The organism is Bradyrhizobium sp. UFLA05-112 (assembly GCF_053572325.1).
On record NZ_JBANBK010000051.1, the window covers coordinates 16598 to 30840 of the forward strand.

Genomic DNA, 14243 nt, shown 5'->3' on the forward strand with positions numbered 1-14243 from the left:
CGATAGCTATACGTTGGTTTCGGCAAGTCCGGCGCTGGCTCCCCCGGCGGAGCCGGTAGTTCCTTCAAACTCAATTGGTTGATGAGCGTATGGGGGAGCTCCAATAGCTTTTTTCGCGTCTCCGACGCGAGGGCGCTCCTTATCCTCGCCGGGACGGGACATTCTGATTTCGACGATGGCAATCTTACCCGTCACCAGCCTACCCGCAGTCCGGCCTTGCCGGTGTAGGCGAATCCGCCGCCGTCAAACCGGCTCTGGTAGGACACGTTGGCGTAGAGCGTTGTGTTCGGTCTCACCTGCGCGCTGACACCGACATTGAGCTCGCCCCAGAGACCGCCGAGATCAGCAAAGAACGGAATGAAGCCGGTCTCTGAAGAGAACGACGTGACCGGGTTGCCGCGGAATTCGTTCCAGAGGTTTGGCCGGATCCAGGCGGTAATTTGTTGCGCGAACCCGTCAAGTGCCCATGTACGACCAAACCTTGCGCCAAATCGAGCGGCGAGCGAATCGACGTCGGCAAAGCGGACCTGGGCGGCGACGTCGGAGGCGTCATGGATGTTGATGTTCTGATAGATCAGCTGCGCCTGCGGTTCGATGAACCAGCCGCCGGCGAACTTGAAGGGATAGCCGCCCTCGAACGAGGTGGCCAAACCCTGGCCTTGAGTCCTGAATGTCGGCAGGCCGCGGCTAGCCGTCGAGTTGATGTCGTAGAAGGTGCCCTGCAGGATCGCATCGAGGTACCAGCCGCTCGGCCCGAAGTGAGTCCAGTAGCCGCCGAGCGTGTAGGCGGTGAAGTCGCTGTTGCCTTCCCTGCCGTCGAAATGGGTGACCTGTCCCTGGTTGCCGCCGATTGCGAAATAACCACCGGCGTGATCGCGCGAACCATCGGGTCGGTCTTGGCGGAGGAAATCCATGCCCGCCTGCAGCCCCAGGAATTGGTATTCAAAACGCGGACCGCCGGTGCCACCACTCAACACGCCGAGGCTATCGCCGTGCTGGGTACCGTTGACGCCGATGATCCGACCCCAGCCAAGATATGGTGAGCCGGGAACGAGCGGGGCGGCCTTGTAGTATCCGGCTGGGGCCGCGGTTGGATCGAACTCCTCTCCGACGCGCTCGTGCAATGTGTCGAGCAGATTGCGGCCATACAGGAGCGCCATCGACGGGATCGCCGCATAGAGGGAGGTCTCGATGCGGAAGTTTGGAGTGGTCGGCGTCGGTGGAATGGGAGGAACCGGTGTCTGACACTCCGGCAAGTTCGGGGTCAGCGTGCAATTCAGCGTCGAGCGCAGGTACCAGTTGCCGTTTCCTGCATCGGCGCCGACGCCGCCCAGGAACAGGGTGTATTCGTAAGGGCCGGCGACGGCGGGAGCGCCGAGCGTGAATACGCCACCGGCTGACCGGCCGGGATCAAGTGCCTGCACGACCAGGATGCCGTCGTTGACCGTCAGCGCGCCGGCACCACCGGCATTCTTGGCAAAAAGCCGCGTCGCACCGCCAGCGCCAAGGGAGGTGCCATCGACCACGAGCACGTCGGAATGCGAGTTGGCGCCCCCCTCGTTCAGCACGGTATCGAGCAGGAGCTGACCGCCGTTCGCGATGAATGTGCCACCACCGTTCATTCCGGGCGTATGGCCACCCGAAATCAGCAACACGTCACCGGCAACCGGATTGGCCTGCAGATCGATGATGCCGGAATTGGTGAAGCTGGTCGCACCGAGAATCTGGCCCTGCACCGGGCCGCCGAGCGCCATCGCGTTGAAATTCAGTCCCAGTGGCAAATACTGGCCGGTGGCATCAAGGATGGTCGCCCCGGGACCGCCCAGCAACGCCAACGTTCCGTTATTGGTGAAGGTACTGGGACCGCCACCAAGATCTGAAACCGCGACACGCAGCGTGTCGCGAACTCCGTCACCATTGGTGTCGGCGAAATGGCGCAAGTTGAAGATGCCGTTGTTGATGACATCGTTCACACCCGCGAGCTGGACAAAACCCGTGATGGTGCCGTTGTTGATGATGATCGGATCGCCGGCAATGGCGCGATCGGACAGTGCCCCAATACTTCCGTCATTGGTCAGGGTCGCGATCCCACCGGCGGAGCTGAGGAAAACACCGGTAGCCTGCAAACCCCAAATCGGTCCGACGCTGGTCAGGTCGGCCTGCCAGCCGCCCATGATCGATCCGCCTGGCGCGATATTGACCGTCACGCCACCGCTGCCGCTGGTTGCGCCGATTGCGGTACCGAACTGTCCCGGTGTCGATACGTTGGCCGCGTTGACTTCGACATGTCCTGTCGTTGTGGAGCGCGCAATCGGCCCGTGCAAAGTCTGGGTATCGGTGAGCAGCCCGTTGCTTCTGGCGAGTATCGTGCCACTGTCAGCCAATATGCCAACAGCATTGGAGCTGTTGGTCGTATCGATCGGCCCGGTGGCATTGACGGTGATGCTGCCACTGCCGGAAAGGGCAACGATGCCAGCGCCGCCACCGCCCTGGGTGGTAATGCCCGGACCGGTGTAGGTCACCGTGGTTGGCGCGTCGGCGTAACTGATGGTTCGGATAGCTACGGGGTTGTTGAAAATATTCGAATCGGGGACCGCGGTCCCGAAGCTCATGATGGTCGATGCTACGCTCGCAGTTAGCGACCGACCGTTTGCTGCGGTGGCCGAATCCAACTGGACGGCGATCCCAGCCTTCACAGGTTGTGTAGGGCTGCTGTCCCCGGGGTTCGCGCCACTGACTGTGATGACGGTGCCGGGGCTGGTGGTGACCGATGCCGACCCGTCGCCCTCGACCCATACGACGATGCCACGAGGCCTGTTTCCAAACACGTTGATCGTGCCGCTATTGTAAGTCACCGACGCATCGCCGGCTCCCGACGGGACAAGCAATGAGTCTCCGGCATGAGCGATCAAGCCGTAAAAGCCGGACCCACTCACACCCGGCGTGCCCGTGATATTGCCGGAAGCAACTATTGCGGCATTTCCTGTTCCGCGGTTATCGGCCTGGATGCCAGTAGCCTCGGTTCCGCTGGAGGTTAGGCTCCCGCCGCTCCAGGTTACGCCCGCCAGATGAGGAATCCCCGTCAGGTTTGGCATCGCGAACGCAACGATCGCGTCCTCGCTTGCGGTGCCGGCCACGTCGATCGTGGTGTTCGTTGCGCTGATGATCGCGCCGCCGCTCGACTGGATTCGCAATCCGGTGTTGTTCGCCGTGAGAGGATTGGCCGTATTGTTGATTGTTACGCCATCCGTAGTGATGGTGATGTTGGCACTCCCCGAAGTCACGCCCGTGGAGTTGGCGGCGTTGACAGCGTTAACGCCGCCTGCGCCAGCGGGGATGACGACATTGACACCGGGTAGAAGTGTGAGGCCGATGGGGGTGCCGCCGGTGCCGTTGTTGGTATCGACGTTGATGCCGCCGGAATAGGGGTTGCCGCCAAGCGTACAGATCGTGTTGCTCGCGGGACCTGCGCACTGCGCCAGCGCTGGCGACAGTCCCGCATCGAATGCGGCTTGGGCAGTTACAATGGCGGCTAACGAAACGGTTGATAGCAGCCGATAGCGAAGCAATCGACACGAGACAGGATTACGAACCAGTCGGGAGAGCGCGGCACTCGCAATCGAATGGTGTTCTCGGCGCTTTAGGGTGTTCCGGACTTGCCGATCCGACACACAAGCGCCGACGGCCGCGAATCCATACTTCATCGCTCTCCCCACCGAGGTGATACAAGCAAATGAAAAAGGCGCGCCGTCCCGTTTGGTTGGAACGCAAACACAATCGTTGCGTCACACGATCAGCATGACGCTTAAATTCAAGCTCCCCAGCCTGACTGTAAACCAACACCACAATCGTCAATGAAGTCGCGAGCGTCTCCTTGTCCCCGCGCGACGCCATCTGTGATTTGTGGTCGCAATCCCCAGCAACGGTCCGGCAACTGGCGGCAGCTACGGGACCGTTGCTTGTGAGGCCTGTCGGGTTGCCGATAGGCACCCTGATAAAAGACGACAAATCCAGAGCGTGCAATTGTCCTTAAAGACAATTGCCCGTCAAAGGTGTCGTCCTGGTTGTGACGATCAGCGGCACACTGTCCTTGAGCTGGTGCTTTGAGCACGCAAGGTGCGAAAGAAATCTTGCGAGCTCGGGCGAGGGAGGGAAAAATTTCGGTACAGCCATCCCATTCACGGAACTGCCCGACGCGCAACTTTAGGAGATCGCAGGACCGTCGGAGTCGCACACCGCGATGTCCCACTCGATCCGGCAGATCACCGGTCGGTATGGGGGATCTCGTAGCGCTCCAGCCGCTCGACGGCCGCCTGTTGCTCGTGATGTCCCAACCACAGGACGAAGAGGATCAGCGAGCCGCCTAAAGCAGCCAAGCCGAAAGCAAGCTGCCTCATCCCGCTTGAATGCGCAGGAGGGACCGACGTTCCAGCGCCGGCGCCACTTCGGTTCGGCGCCCTATATTGAAGGGCTGACCGATCCGCAGGGCATATGGGTTCTGACCAGGCGCCCGTGCAGGCACTCTCCATGTCGCTCGTGGACGAAGGCAAGCAAGCCCATGACAATCAAAGCGGCGACGACACACACGGTTACGAAGTTCTGCGTCATGGTGCCACTCCAGTTGCTGGAGTCTGATCCGCGGTTATCGGGCGGGATCAGCACATCATCGACGAGCTCGGCGGTGAACGACCAACTGCCAGCCCCTAGGCCGGCGGGTTCTCCATGCGCCGCGGCCGCATCCTGACAGGTGGCTTTTTTTGCTTTGTGGGAGAGCGAACCTGCGGACTGTCGCTGTCGGGCTGGCGTTCTTGCTGAGCTGGCGAAATAGACCGTTCAAATCTGGCGGCCCACCGCTGCGCGGACCGCCTTTCAAGTTCTAAAGGGACCATACTCACGACCGGAACTCCGGGTTCGCGATCCTGCCCTGGCTTGAAGACATCAACGCTCGCCACGTCTCAAAGGTCCATCGGACACAGCGGAAGAAGGAATGGGCAAGTCTTTGATTTTGTTGGCGCTCCCTAGCGGAATCGAACCGCTCTCTCCACCGTGAAAGGGTGGCGTCCTAACCGATAGACGAAGGGAGCAAGACTTGCGCCGGGGCCCCAAACGAGTCGTACCCGGAATGCCCTGCGGCGGGCGAACGTATAGTGGCCTTTGGCCGGTGGGGCAAGCCATTCGGGAACGTCTTTTGGGACCGGTGGAGAAACTCACCATCGGGAAAGTTCGGAGCCAATTTCAACGGTTTCTTAGGGTTCCCTGCGGTAGCGCTGGAGGGGGAGATTTCCAACCGATGGCCGCAACCAAGAAGCGGGCAGCACGCAAACTGCTGTCCCAGCACGCCTGGATCACGCTCGAGGGCGGGTTCGCCGCGCGGCATTGCCTCGTGGCCGACATCTCCACCTCGGGGGCGCGCATCACGCTTGACGAGGACGCGGCTCAGTTGCCCGGCGTCATCCGGCTGGCCTTCGCGCGCGATGCCCGGACGGGGCGGAGCTGCCAGGTGGTCTGGCGGCGCGGCAACTCCGCCGGGATCAAATTCATCTGACCTTGGGCCGCGCCGGCCCGGATGGAAACCGGATCGTACCCGCGCTACAAGGCGACATGCGCGCGCTCTCCATCATCGCCATCGGCTGTCTCGCAATCTCGTCGGCAAGTGCCGAGACGGCACGCCTGCCTACATCGGAGCGGTCGCCCCCGACCGGCAAGGTGCTGCCACTCAAGGGTACGGGGAACGCCAATGCCTGCGCCGCCTACGGCCCGGGCTTCGTCAAGGTCGAGGCCACCGGAAGCTGCGTGAAGATCGGCGGCGCGCTCGATGTCGGTGTTGGCGCCTCGATCCGGCGCTAGCGGCGCATGCCGGCGAACGGGCTGTCGCTCGATATCATCGTTCCCGTGCTGATGTATTGCGCCCTGCTCTGGTGGGTCGGACGCGGCATGAGTTGGACCGCACGCCTCGCAACCGCCGCCGTCACGCTGGTGCTGGTCGTCTGCGTGCTGCTGGTCGAGCGCGGCTGGCGCTAACCTTCACGACATGGGAGGTGCGACGTACTTTTCGAAGCCTGGCCTGTTCGCGAGCTCTGCAAACCAGCGGTTCAGATTGGAAAGCGTCGGGCGGGCGATGCCCTCGACGCCGAGCCAGCGCCGCGCATAGGCACCGAGTGCGATATCGGCAATGGTGAAGTCATCGCCTTCGACGAAGCGGCGTGATGCGAGCTGCTGATCGAGGATGCGCCACACCTCGGCCGCCGCGTCCGCATCCTTCTGGATCTGCATCATGTCGCGCGCGGCCGGCGGCGTGCGCACGATGCCCCAGAACACGGGCCGATCGGCCGGCTGCAGCGTCGAGAGCGTCCAGTCGAGCCAGCGATCGACGCCGGCGCGTTGTCTCGCGGCTAGCGGATAGATCGGCGTGCCCTGACGGTAGGCGAGACAGAGATAGCGCATGATGGAATTGGATTCCCACAGCACGTAGTCGCCATCGACCAGCGTCGGGACGCGCGAGTTGGGGTTCATCGCGAGGTAGTCGGCCTCGCGCGTGCGGCCGAACTGCATGCCGGCATCGATGCGCTCGAAAGCCAGATCGAGCTCGGTCAGGCACCACAGCACCTTCTGCACGTTGACCGAGTTGACGCGACCCCAGACCGTCAGTTGCGGCTTTTGCTCTGGCACGCTTGCTCCTCCCGCGTTCATGCGTTGCGCGGGTGATAGCGGAATATCACGCACCGCGCGAGCTGCGTTCGCGAAGCCGCCTCATGCAAAAAGCTCCGCCCGGGGCGGAGCTTTTAGACGCATCCGACAACCGGTGACAATCAGTGGCCGAAGAATAGCCACAGCAGAATGATCACCGGAATCGGCACGCCAAGCAACCACAGCAACAGCCCTCTCGCCATTCGCGTCCTCCTCCAGATTTCCTAGTCGAGGAGAGAACGCCGACGGGCAGGCCTCGTTCCAGACGGAACGCGCGTGCTGCTTTACCAGTGACCGGTGTTCGGCATCGACAGCCACGGCTCCTGCGGCGGTTTCGGCTCGCCCTTCTGGAGCAGTTCGATCGAATGCAGGTCGGGCGAGCGGACGAACGCCATGTTGCCGTCGCGCGGCGGGCGATTGATGGTGACACCGGCCTTCATGAGCCGATCGCAGGTCGCGTAGATGTCGTCGACCTCGTAGGCGAGGTGGCCGAAATAGCGGTCCTCGCCGTATTTCTCTTCGTCCCAATTATAGGTGAGCTCGACCAGCGGCGCGCCGCGCGTCGAGGGCTGCCTCTTGAGCGCTTCGAGATCGTCCGCCGAGCACAGGAAGACGAGCGTGAAGCGCCCCTTGTCGTTCTCGATCCGCCGCACCTCCTTCAGACCCAGTGCATCCTGATAGAATTTCAGCGCGACATCGAGATTGCGCACGCGCAGCATGGTGTGGAGGTAACGCATGGTTTTTTCTCCCTAGACGGTCTTTGATTGAGGCGGGCTTGGTTCGGCCGTTCCATAGCAGCAAACGCGCGCTGAGGGCAGGGGTAGGAGCGTGCAACCGGCTGCATGGCAGGCTCGCGATTCACGCCGCTGCTCGACGCTGTCGGCGCCAGGTTGTATCCTAGGGCCGCCATGAAGAACGGGCTCTACTCCATTCACATCCACATGCTCGACGGCGTGAAAGGCCGCGACAGCGGCGTGCTGATCCTGCGCGATGGAGTGCTGCTCGGCGGCGGACCCTATTTCTGGTCACAAGGCTCGTACACCGTCGGCAACGGCACCTGGAAGGGCGAGCTTGCCACCAACCAGCACACGCCATTTGCCGACCCCTTCGTCCGGCCGCTGTTCGGCGGGCAGGAGGTCACCAGCGGATTCTCCGGGACGTTCACCGACAAGGAGGCGGAGGTGTTCGGCACCGTGCTGGTCGGCAACCGCAGCCTGAGCTTTCGTGCAACGTTGAAGCTGCTCGCCGACGTCTGATCGCCCACCGGAAAGCGCCGCGCGGCAAAGCCTAACGAAAGCTTGCACGAGATCGGATAACCCTATTCGGTTAGGTTAAAAGCCAGATCGCGTTGCACTTGCGACGCATTGCGATAGGTGTCGGCTCGCAGGCAAAGCGAAACGAGAGAGCCAGGCACGATGGCCATGACACCACCTTCGACGCCATCCTTTTACCAAGCCGACCGACAGACTTTTCGTCGTGTCGCCGTCGTCGGTGTGCTGTTCTGCGCCGTATTCGTAGTGATCAGCTTTTCGCTTCGTCCGCAGGTGGAAGACGGGGCGCACGTACTCGTCAAGGCCGACCGGCTGGTGCGGACGGCGGGGCAACCGCCGCAGGCGCATTGAGTGCGCCACCGCTCGCTCTAATCCTATCGCTGCAAATGCGAGTCATCGCCGGGGCCGCGGGCGCGCGAGGTGCTGCGCGCAGCCAACGCCAGGAACCCGGCGTAGCCAACCAGATTGAGCAAGACTTCAAGCCACGCTGGCATCGCAGCCTCTTTGCGCGAACGAGGATAGCCAACGCGCTAGGGCCAAGTTTGTTCCAGCATCGTGAGATGACGTGCTCAGGTCCGGGAGGACGGATCCAGCCACCGCCCGAGGCTGGAGACTGAGACTGCCGAAGGCGAGTCCTTCAGGAACTCCGCGATTGCGCGGGCAAGTTCGGCGTCGCTCATCGGCGTCGGTGGCGGGCGCAAAGCGCCGACGCCGAAGCTGCGAACGATCTCCTCGTAGTGTTCATCTTGGCGTCTGGGGATCAGCCTGCGGATGCGGGCCAGCAATGCGGATATCGGCAAACGGACCTCCTCACGTGCCCTCCCCATTGGCAAAGGGGCGCCTCTGCTGCCATCGCGCCCTGAAACCGAAAACCCCGCCAACACCACGGAGGATGCTGGCGGGGTCTTCGTGCTTTCGCCTCGACCCGGATGGCGGAGGCTGCCGCACTTGAAGAGCAAATGCGCCGCCGAGCACGTTTGTTCCACATTGGCTCGGTTTTTTTCAACTAACCCCGGGTTTCGCCGGAGTCGATCGGCCGCAACTATCGGACGGTGCGAGCGTTGGTCCTCCACGAGCGATGGAGGAGAAAGCGCATGAGAAAGACTTTGGCAGTTCTGGCCGCCGTTGCGACCGTCGGCGCGACCGCGATTGCGGCACCGGCAGAGGCGCGCGGGCGCGGCATCGGACCGGGTCTCGCGTTCGGTCTAGCAGCCGGCGCACTCACGGCGGGCGCGATCGCAGCGTCCCATCCATACTATTATGGTCCGGACTACTATGGTTACGGCCCGAGCTATTCCTACGGACCGGGTCCTTACGCCTATTACGGCGGACCGGTCTACTACCGGCACCATCACTGGCGCCACTGGTAAACCAAGGCGCCAAAATGAAAAGCCCGGAGCTGCGCTCCGGGCTTTTTGCTTGTTCAATTCAAAACGGCCTTACGGCCAAAGCGATGGCCGCTCGACCTTGCGGGCGTTCTCCAGCGTCGAGACAAAATATTCTTCTCGTTCGCGTTTGAATTTTTCCTGTGTCGCGCGAAAAGCGGCGACGCGCGCTGCGATCTCGTCACGCTCCCTTGCTTTACGCTGTTCTTCTTCTGTCATGTCCATCCCCTTCTTACCAACTGACCTCAAGCGCTGCCGCCGCATCGCGTTGAGTCGGATTCGACGGATGCATTGATCGACCTCGAATGGGGCGTCAATGGGGACGAGCCATTGCCGGATTGTGATAAGGGATGGGCGGAAAAACTTGCCGACCCTGGTCGCACTTCATGGTGGATAAGAGTGTCAACGATCTTGTCGCTCACGCGCTCTGACGCTAGCCCAAATGAGCAAATCAGCAGGCCGAGGTGGCGACGATCTGGAAGACTCTCGCAGCATCGTGCGATTTCGCGAGCGTGCGAACGCGAAACTCCTGGAGAAGGTCGCCGCGCTGGTGCCAGATCCACAGGCAGAGGGGCGTCATTTGCGATGAGCGAGATCATCGCGACGGGCAGGGCGTGCTATAGGAGACGCGTTCGCGAACGGATGGCTGCCTATGATTGCATCAGATCTTCGCAGCGGGGTCGACAGGCTCGGCGACATGATTGCCGCAGCACGCACCATCGTGCCGTTCACCGGTGCGGGCATCTCGACCGAGTGCGGCATCCCCGATTTTCGCTCGCCGGGTGGATTGTGGACGCGTAACCGTCCGATCCCGTTCGACGAATTCGTCGCGAGCCAGGAGGCGCGGAACGAATCCTGGCGCCGCCGCTTCGCGATGGAGCCGACTTTTGCCGCGGCAAAGCCCGGCCGCGGCCATCGCGCGCTGGCCGCGCTCTACCGCGCCGGCAAGACTCCCGCCGTCATCACCCAGAACATCGACAATCTGCACCAGGCTTCGGGCTTCGCTTCCGATCACGTGATCGAACTCCACGGCAATACCACTTACGCGCGCTGCATCAACTGCGGCGAGACCTATCAACTCGATTGGGTGAAGCGGCGGTTCGACGCAGACGGTGCCGCGCCCGATTGCAGCGTGTGTGCCGAACCGGTGAAGACGGCGACGATCTCGTTCGGGCAGGCGATGCCGGAAGATGCGATGCAGCGTGCGACCGAGCTTGCACAGCAGTGCGATCTCTTTATCGCGATTGGTTCCTCGCTCGTGGTGTGGCCAGCGGCGGGCTTTCCGATGATGGCGAAGAATTGCGGCGCGCGTCTCGTCATCATCAACCGCGAGCCAACCGAGCAGGACGACATCGCTGACCTCGTGATCCATCACGATATCGGCGAGACCCTGGGGCCCTTCGTCGGCAACTGACGACGAATTGATTCGTGGCTGTGCAAGGCTGTTCATAGGTTCCGGCGAATCTCTTTTTTGTCTATGCGCCGCAACCGGGAATGTTATCTTTTGATTCGAGAGATTCGTGTGGCGTCATGGTGAGAAGTTCTCGTCCAGACGCGTGATTCGGTACCGTCGCTGAGGGCGGTCCGCCTTTGATGTGTGAGGTCCGGGGTTATGGGGTCGTCGGACGGATTCGAGTCCAAGAAGGTCGGGGTTCCCGCGCCAGGCGCGTCGTCTGGGCGGCTGGCACCAGGCGAGATCGCAGGTGTCGGTCGCGATGCAGCGCTTAATCCTTTCACCGGGCTCGGTGAGGGCAGCGGAAATCTTGTCGAAGTCACGGGCGTCATCAAATGGTTCGACGCTTCGAAAGGCTACGGCTTCATCGTTCCCGACAATGGCTGGCCCGACGTGCTCCTGCACGTTACCGTGCTGAGGCGCGACGGTTTTCAGACCGCCTATGAGGGTGCCCGGGTCGTCGTTGAGTGCATCCAGCGCGCCAAGGGCTACCAGGCGTTCCGCGTCGTCTCGATGGATGAGTCGACCGCGATCCACCCAGCTCAGATGCTGCCGCCGCGCACCCATGTCACGGTGACGCCGACGAGCGGGCTCGAGCGGGCGCAGGTCAAGTGGTTCAACCGCCTCCGCGGTTTCGGCTTCCTGACCTGCGGTGAGGGCACCCCCGACATCTTCGTGCACATGGAGACGCTGCGCCGCTTCGGCATGACCGAACTGCGACCGGGCCAGTATGTGCTGGTCCGCTTTGGGCCGGGCTCTAAGGGCATGATGGCCGCCGAGATCCATCCCGAGACCGGATCGCCGGGGCTCCAGTCCCACTAACCACAATGCTTCCAGCCGGCTGTTCCCGGATTCGTGAGCAGCCCGGGCGGGCGGGGCCGTCTGGCATTTGCCATGATCGCCGGGTTAGGATGCGCAGCCCCATCCCCTGCCGTTGGCATGAGTGCCGTTCCATGAATTTTGATCGTAAGGCAGCCTGGTCCCTGGTCCGGGGCTTGTTGGCCATAGTCCTCGTTCTTGCCGCTTGCGCTGGCCCCATGCGGGCTGCGAGTTTCCAGCCGCTCGAGATCGCGACCAGGAACGGCGTTCAGGTATTCTCCGTCGAGATGGCCACGACCGAGCAGGAGAAGACCACGGGCCTGATGTACCGAAAGGAACTCGCAGACGGGAAGGGCATGCTGTTCGACTTCTCGCCCGAGCAGGAAGTGACGATGTGGATGAAGAACACCTACATCTCGCTCGACATGATCTTCATCGGTGCGGACGGCCGCATCCTGCGGATCGCCGAGAATACCGAGCCGCTGTCGACCAAGATCATCCCTTCGCGCGGTCTTGCCAGGGCCGTCCTTGAGGTGCCGGCGGGCACGGCACAGAAATACGGCATCCGCCCGGGCGACCGCGTCGCCCATCCGCTGTTCGGTGCCAAATAGAGCCAAGATCGGCGGCGCACAGCCGCCTTGCTGGCAGCCCTTGAAGCGTGTATCGACGGGCCTGCTGGACATTCGGGGTATAGCGCAGCCTGGTAGCGCGGCAGTTTTGGGTACTGCAGGTCGTTGGTTCGAATCCAGCTGCCCCGACCAGTAATTTCAAGCACTTACAGCAAAATAAGCGGGTCTATTCCTTCGCAGAATAGCCCTGGTTCAGAGCATCCATCCCCGCTCTGGCGAAATCCGCTTGCGCGCGACCGGCGGTTGCCCGAGCATCTGCGGATTGTCGAGATCAGGGGGAGGAGAAATGACATGGCGGAGACCGTTCATTCGGACATGATCCGAAAGCTGATTGCCGTCTCAATGGTTCTAGGCAGCACCAGCGCTCAAGCGCAAAACTGCATGCAATATCCCCCCGGTCCCTTCCGCCGTCAGTGCGCCGAAGCAAACCATCCGCAGTTCGATGCAAAGATTGAAAGGTGCAAAGAGGAGGCCCTAGCGATGGGCCTCAACCGAAGCGTGTTGGATCCGGCCATGAAGGAGTACGTGCAGGCCTGCATGCACCGTCGATAACTGCGAGGGCAAGCTCACAGACGCCACGCGGGGTGCGTCGGCGCGCCGCTCAGCCAAAGCCATGGCCGTGATGCCGCCATTTTCCGGGCGATCTTGACGCCTGATCCGGCCGGGAGCTGCGTTGAAGGAAAGGGCGGATCGTGCATCTCGCGTTGCGCCCGGCAGCATCTTCCTAAGGCGAGGCTCCCATGTCGATCACGGCGATCAGTTCGATCTCCAGCGCAGCGGCAACGTCTCACTCCGCGGCAAGCTCCTCTTCCTCGGCAACATCATCCACACCGGAGACGACCTCGTCTTCGGCGACTGCATCGTCCTCCCAGTCGGCGGACGGTGGAGCGGGCGGCGGTGGCGGCAGCTCGGCCAAAACCATCGTCAGCGAGGTCTCCACGACGGTGAATGGGATCACCACCACGGTCATCACCTATTCCGACGGCACGACCGAAGTCGAAACCTCGGTCAACGCGCAAGGCGGCCAGAACCAGGGTGGTCAGACCGGCCCGGCTGGTCAGACCTACACGGCTCAGGGCACGCTCGGCAGTGCCGGGAGCACCTGAGGCACAGGCGCGAGACCGGGAGTGGCGGTCGGTCGACGCGCCGACGTATTGCACAAGCGCCTGTTCAAACCTTGGGTCTTTGTTCGCAGCGCGTCGCGACTTCTACGCGATTTTTCAGCCAGTTGGTGCATCGGCCGCGCGCGAAATTATCAAGGCGCATCGAACCTTTGGCGTCCGCAATAGACATACGAGTATTGGGGATTTCAGCGCCCAATATCTAAACGGACGCCGCCAAGCGACGATATTCCGCTTGTGCGGCGTCGCGCTTTTCAGAGCCAACAAACTGGCCGTGCGTCCTGGAGTGCGATGAGCTTGGGATGAATCGCCATCGCGCTTGAGATCGTTGTTTGCGCATGATCTCCGCGCAAACGCGTTCCGTGTTTGTCGCGAGGGAAAACCGCTTCGCACTTTGCGCGAACGCGGCCCTTCGGGGCCGGATCATGCTCTAGCTCGACGCGCACCAACCCACCGGGAACGGGACGAGCGGCCAGACCGTCTCGTTATCGTTCGCTGCATCGGGGAGTTCTTCGGCGGCTTGTTCGACGGTCGGCGCCGCCGGCGGAGACGTGATCGCTAGATGCAAACACGCACATTGGAGATTCATGTTGAGCAAATTCATGTTGAGCAAACTCATGGCGATCGACCCGGATAGCAGGCGTCTCAAAAATTCAAATTCAGTTCAAAATCGTCACGCGCCTCAAAACGGCACGGTCATCTCAAATCTCACCCGCATTCTAGAAAAGACCGGGCACAGTTTCAACCGCCACGGCCTGCACACCCTCGATAGTTAAGGTTGACCAGTTAGGTTAAGTGCGCCCTCTTGTTGCGGCCATTTTGTCGACTGTTATCAAATCAGTCCCGGCTCGCCGCCGTGCCTACGAAAATAGCTCACA

Annotated in this window: 19 protein-coding genes and 2 tRNA genes; 13 read left to right on the top strand and 8 right to left on the bottom strand. The window is 62.0% G+C overall.

What is annotated here, in order from left to right:
* Positions 1–191: 191 nt before the first annotated feature.
* The 3 genes from SO180_RS26370 to SO180_RS26380 all read right to left on the bottom strand — a co-directional run bounded on the left by SO180_RS26370 (position 192) and on the right by SO180_RS26380 (position 5084).
* Positions 192–3704, bottom strand: a complete 3513-nt coding sequence (locus SO180_RS26370) for an autotransporter outer membrane beta-barrel domain-containing protein (protein ID WP_449381752.1) — start codon at positions 3702–3704, stop codon at positions 192–194.
* 558 nt (positions 3705–4262) lie between these two features.
* A complete protein-coding gene (locus tag SO180_RS26375) occupies positions 4263–4397 on the bottom strand; it encodes a hypothetical protein (protein WP_449381753.1) in 135 nt (44 codons plus the stop codon).
* Between the two features lie 612 nt (positions 4398–5009).
* Positions 5010–5084 (bottom strand) — tRNA-Glu (locus SO180_RS26380).
* A gap of 206 nt (positions 5085–5290) precedes the next feature.
* Here SO180_RS26380 and SO180_RS26385 point away from each other — a divergent pair.
* Genes SO180_RS26385 through SO180_RS26395 form a run of 3 tightly spaced genes read left to right on the top strand, consistent with a single transcriptional unit; the run spans position 5291 to position 6021 of the window.
* Positions 5291–5545: a PilZ domain-containing protein gene (locus SO180_RS26385; protein ID WP_449381754.1), complete on the top strand. Its 255-nt coding sequence runs from the start codon at positions 5291–5293 to the stop codon at positions 5543–5545.
* Between the two features lie 56 nt (positions 5546–5601).
* Positions 5602–5847 (top strand): hypothetical protein, encoded by a 246-nt coding sequence (locus SO180_RS26390; protein WP_449381755.1) that lies wholly within the window; start codon positions 5602–5604, stop codon positions 5845–5847.
* Between the two features lie 6 nt (positions 5848–5853).
* Entirely contained in the window at positions 5854–6021 is a 168-nt protein-coding gene (locus SO180_RS26395; RefSeq protein WP_449381756.1) for a hypothetical protein, read from the top strand.
* A gap of 3 nt (positions 6022–6024) precedes the next feature.
* On the opposite strand, the gene SO180_RS26400 is transcribed toward SO180_RS26395, so the two are convergent.
* Positions 6025–6669, bottom strand: coding sequence for a glutathione S-transferase family protein (locus tag SO180_RS26400; protein ID WP_449381757.1), 645 nt, complete (start codon positions 6667–6669; stop codon positions 6025–6027).
* A gap of 302 nt (positions 6670–6971) precedes the next feature.
* Positions 6972–7424 (bottom strand): VOC family protein, encoded by a 453-nt coding sequence (locus tag SO180_RS26405; protein WP_449381758.1) that lies wholly within the window; start codon positions 7422–7424, stop codon positions 6972–6974.
* A gap of 171 nt (positions 7425–7595) precedes the next feature.
* Here SO180_RS26405 and SO180_RS26410 point away from each other — a divergent pair, with 171 nt between their 5' ends.
* Both SO180_RS26410 and SO180_RS26415 read left to right on the top strand, forming a co-directional pair.
* Positions 7596–7943: a GrlR family regulatory protein gene (locus SO180_RS26410; protein ID WP_449381803.1), complete on the top strand. Its 348-nt coding sequence runs from the start codon at positions 7596–7598 to the stop codon at positions 7941–7943.
* A gap of 165 nt (positions 7944–8108) precedes the next feature.
* A complete protein-coding gene (locus SO180_RS26415; protein ID WP_449381804.1) occupies positions 8109–8309 on the top strand; it encodes a hypothetical protein in 201 nt (66 codons plus the stop codon).
* 218 nt (positions 8310–8527) lie between these two features.
* Here SO180_RS26415 and SO180_RS26420 read toward each other — a convergent pair whose 3' ends face one another.
* Positions 8528–8758: a hypothetical protein gene (locus SO180_RS26420; RefSeq protein ID WP_449381759.1), complete on the bottom strand. Its 231-nt coding sequence runs from the start codon at positions 8756–8758 to the stop codon at positions 8528–8530.
* Positions 8759–9052: 294 nt separating this feature from the next.
* Here SO180_RS26420 and SO180_RS26425 point away from each other — a divergent pair, with 294 nt between their 5' ends.
* A complete protein-coding gene (locus SO180_RS26425) occupies positions 9053–9328 on the top strand; it encodes a hypothetical protein (RefSeq protein WP_449381760.1) in 276 nt (91 codons plus the stop codon).
* A gap of 69 nt (positions 9329–9397) precedes the next feature.
* Here the strand turns inward: SO180_RS26425 and SO180_RS26430 are convergent, their stop codons facing one another.
* Complete coding sequence (locus tag SO180_RS26430) at positions 9398–9562, bottom strand: hypothetical protein (RefSeq protein ID WP_449381761.1); 165 nt, start codon at positions 9560–9562, stop codon at positions 9398–9400.
* A 433-nt stretch (positions 9563–9995) separates the two neighbouring features.
* On the opposite strand from SO180_RS26430, the gene SO180_RS26435 reads away from it, so the two are divergent.
* The 5 genes from SO180_RS26435 to SO180_RS26455 all read left to right on the top strand — a co-directional run bounded on the left by SO180_RS26435 (position 9996) and on the right by SO180_RS26455 (position 12796).
* Complete coding sequence (locus SO180_RS26435) at positions 9996–10757, top strand: SIR2 family NAD-dependent protein deacylase (RefSeq protein WP_449381762.1); 762 nt, start codon at positions 9996–9998, stop codon at positions 10755–10757.
* Positions 10758–10955: 198 nt separating this feature from the next.
* Positions 10956–11618, top strand: a complete 663-nt coding sequence (locus SO180_RS26440) for a cold-shock protein (protein ID WP_449381763.1) — start codon at positions 10956–10958, stop codon at positions 11616–11618.
* Positions 11619–11749: 131 nt separating this feature from the next.
* Entirely contained in the window at positions 11750–12226 is a 477-nt protein-coding gene (locus SO180_RS26445; RefSeq protein WP_449381764.1) for a DUF192 domain-containing protein, read from the top strand.
* 73 nt (positions 12227–12299) lie between these two features.
* Positions 12300–12376 (top strand) — tRNA-Pro (locus tag SO180_RS26450).
* 159 nt (positions 12377–12535) lie between these two features.
* Positions 12536–12796, top strand: coding sequence for a hypothetical protein (locus SO180_RS26455; RefSeq protein WP_449381765.1), 261 nt, complete (start codon positions 12536–12538; stop codon positions 12794–12796).
* Positions 12797–13031: 235 nt separating this feature from the next.
* On the opposite strand, the gene SO180_RS26460 is transcribed toward SO180_RS26455, so the two are convergent.
* Positions 13032–13208, bottom strand: a complete 177-nt coding sequence (locus SO180_RS26460) for a hypothetical protein (RefSeq protein ID WP_449381766.1) — start codon at positions 13206–13208, stop codon at positions 13032–13034.
* On the opposite strand from SO180_RS26460, the gene SO180_RS26465 reads away from it, so the two are divergent.
* Both SO180_RS26465 and SO180_RS26470 read left to right on the top strand, forming a co-directional pair.
* On the top strand, positions 13189–13350 hold the full coding sequence (locus SO180_RS26465; RefSeq protein WP_449381767.1) for a hypothetical protein: 162 nt from the start codon (positions 13189–13191) through the stop codon (positions 13348–13350). The genes SO180_RS26460 and SO180_RS26465 overlap by 20 nt on opposite strands.
* Before the next feature lie 602 nt (positions 13351–13952).
* Positions 13953–14141: a hypothetical protein gene (locus tag SO180_RS26470; RefSeq protein WP_449381768.1), complete on the top strand. Its 189-nt coding sequence runs from the start codon at positions 13953–13955 to the stop codon at positions 14139–14141.
* Positions 14142–14243: the final 102 nt, after the last annotated feature.

Bases quoted from the DNA above. Each gene is read 5' to 3' on its own strand.
- SO180_RS26445 (WP_449381764.1), top strand. From the start codon at position 11,750: ATGAATTTTGATCGTAAGGCAGCCTGGTCCCTGGTCCGGGGCTTGTTG.
- SO180_RS26395 (WP_449381756.1), top strand. From the start codon at position 5,854: ATGCCGGCGAACGGGCTGTCGCTCGATATCATCGTTCCCGTGCTGATG.
- SO180_RS26410 (WP_449381803.1), top strand. From the start codon at position 7,596: ATGAAGAACGGGCTCTACTCCATTCACATCCACATGCTCGACGGCGTG.
- SO180_RS26435 (WP_449381762.1), top strand. From the start codon at position 9,996: ATGATTGCATCAGATCTTCGCAGCGGGGTCGACAGGCTCGGCGACATG.
- SO180_RS26430 (WP_449381761.1), bottom strand. From the start codon at position 9,562: ATGACAGAAGAAGAACAGCGTAAAGCAAGGGAGCGTGACGAGATCGCA.
- SO180_RS26415 (WP_449381804.1), top strand. From the start codon at position 8,109: ATGACACCACCTTCGACGCCATCCTTTTACCAAGCCGACCGACAGACT.
- SO180_RS26385 (WP_449381754.1), top strand. From the start codon at position 5,291: ATGGCCGCAACCAAGAAGCGGGCAGCACGCAAACTGCTGTCCCAGCAC.
- SO180_RS26390 (WP_449381755.1), top strand. From the start codon at position 5,602: ATGCGCGCGCTCTCCATCATCGCCATCGGCTGTCTCGCAATCTCGTCG.
- SO180_RS26370 (WP_449381752.1), bottom strand. From the start codon at position 3,704: ATGAAGTATGGATTCGCGGCCGTCGGCGCTTGTGTGTCGGATCGGCAA.
- SO180_RS26440 (WP_449381763.1), top strand. From the start codon at position 10,956: ATGGGGTCGTCGGACGGATTCGAGTCCAAGAAGGTCGGGGTTCCCGCG.
- SO180_RS26455 (WP_449381765.1), top strand. From the start codon at position 12,536: ATGGCGGAGACCGTTCATTCGGACATGATCCGAAAGCTGATTGCCGTC.
- SO180_RS26425 (WP_449381760.1), top strand. From the start codon at position 9,053: ATGAGAAAGACTTTGGCAGTTCTGGCCGCCGTTGCGACCGTCGGCGCG.
- SO180_RS26375 (WP_449381753.1), bottom strand. From the start codon at position 4,397: ATGAGGCAGCTTGCTTTCGGCTTGGCTGCTTTAGGCGGCTCGCTGATC.
- SO180_RS26470 (WP_449381768.1), top strand. From the start codon at position 13,953: ATGTTGAGCAAATTCATGTTGAGCAAACTCATGGCGATCGACCCGGAT.
- SO180_RS26405 (WP_449381758.1), bottom strand. From the start codon at position 7,424: ATGCGTTACCTCCACACCATGCTGCGCGTGCGCAATCTCGATGTCGCG.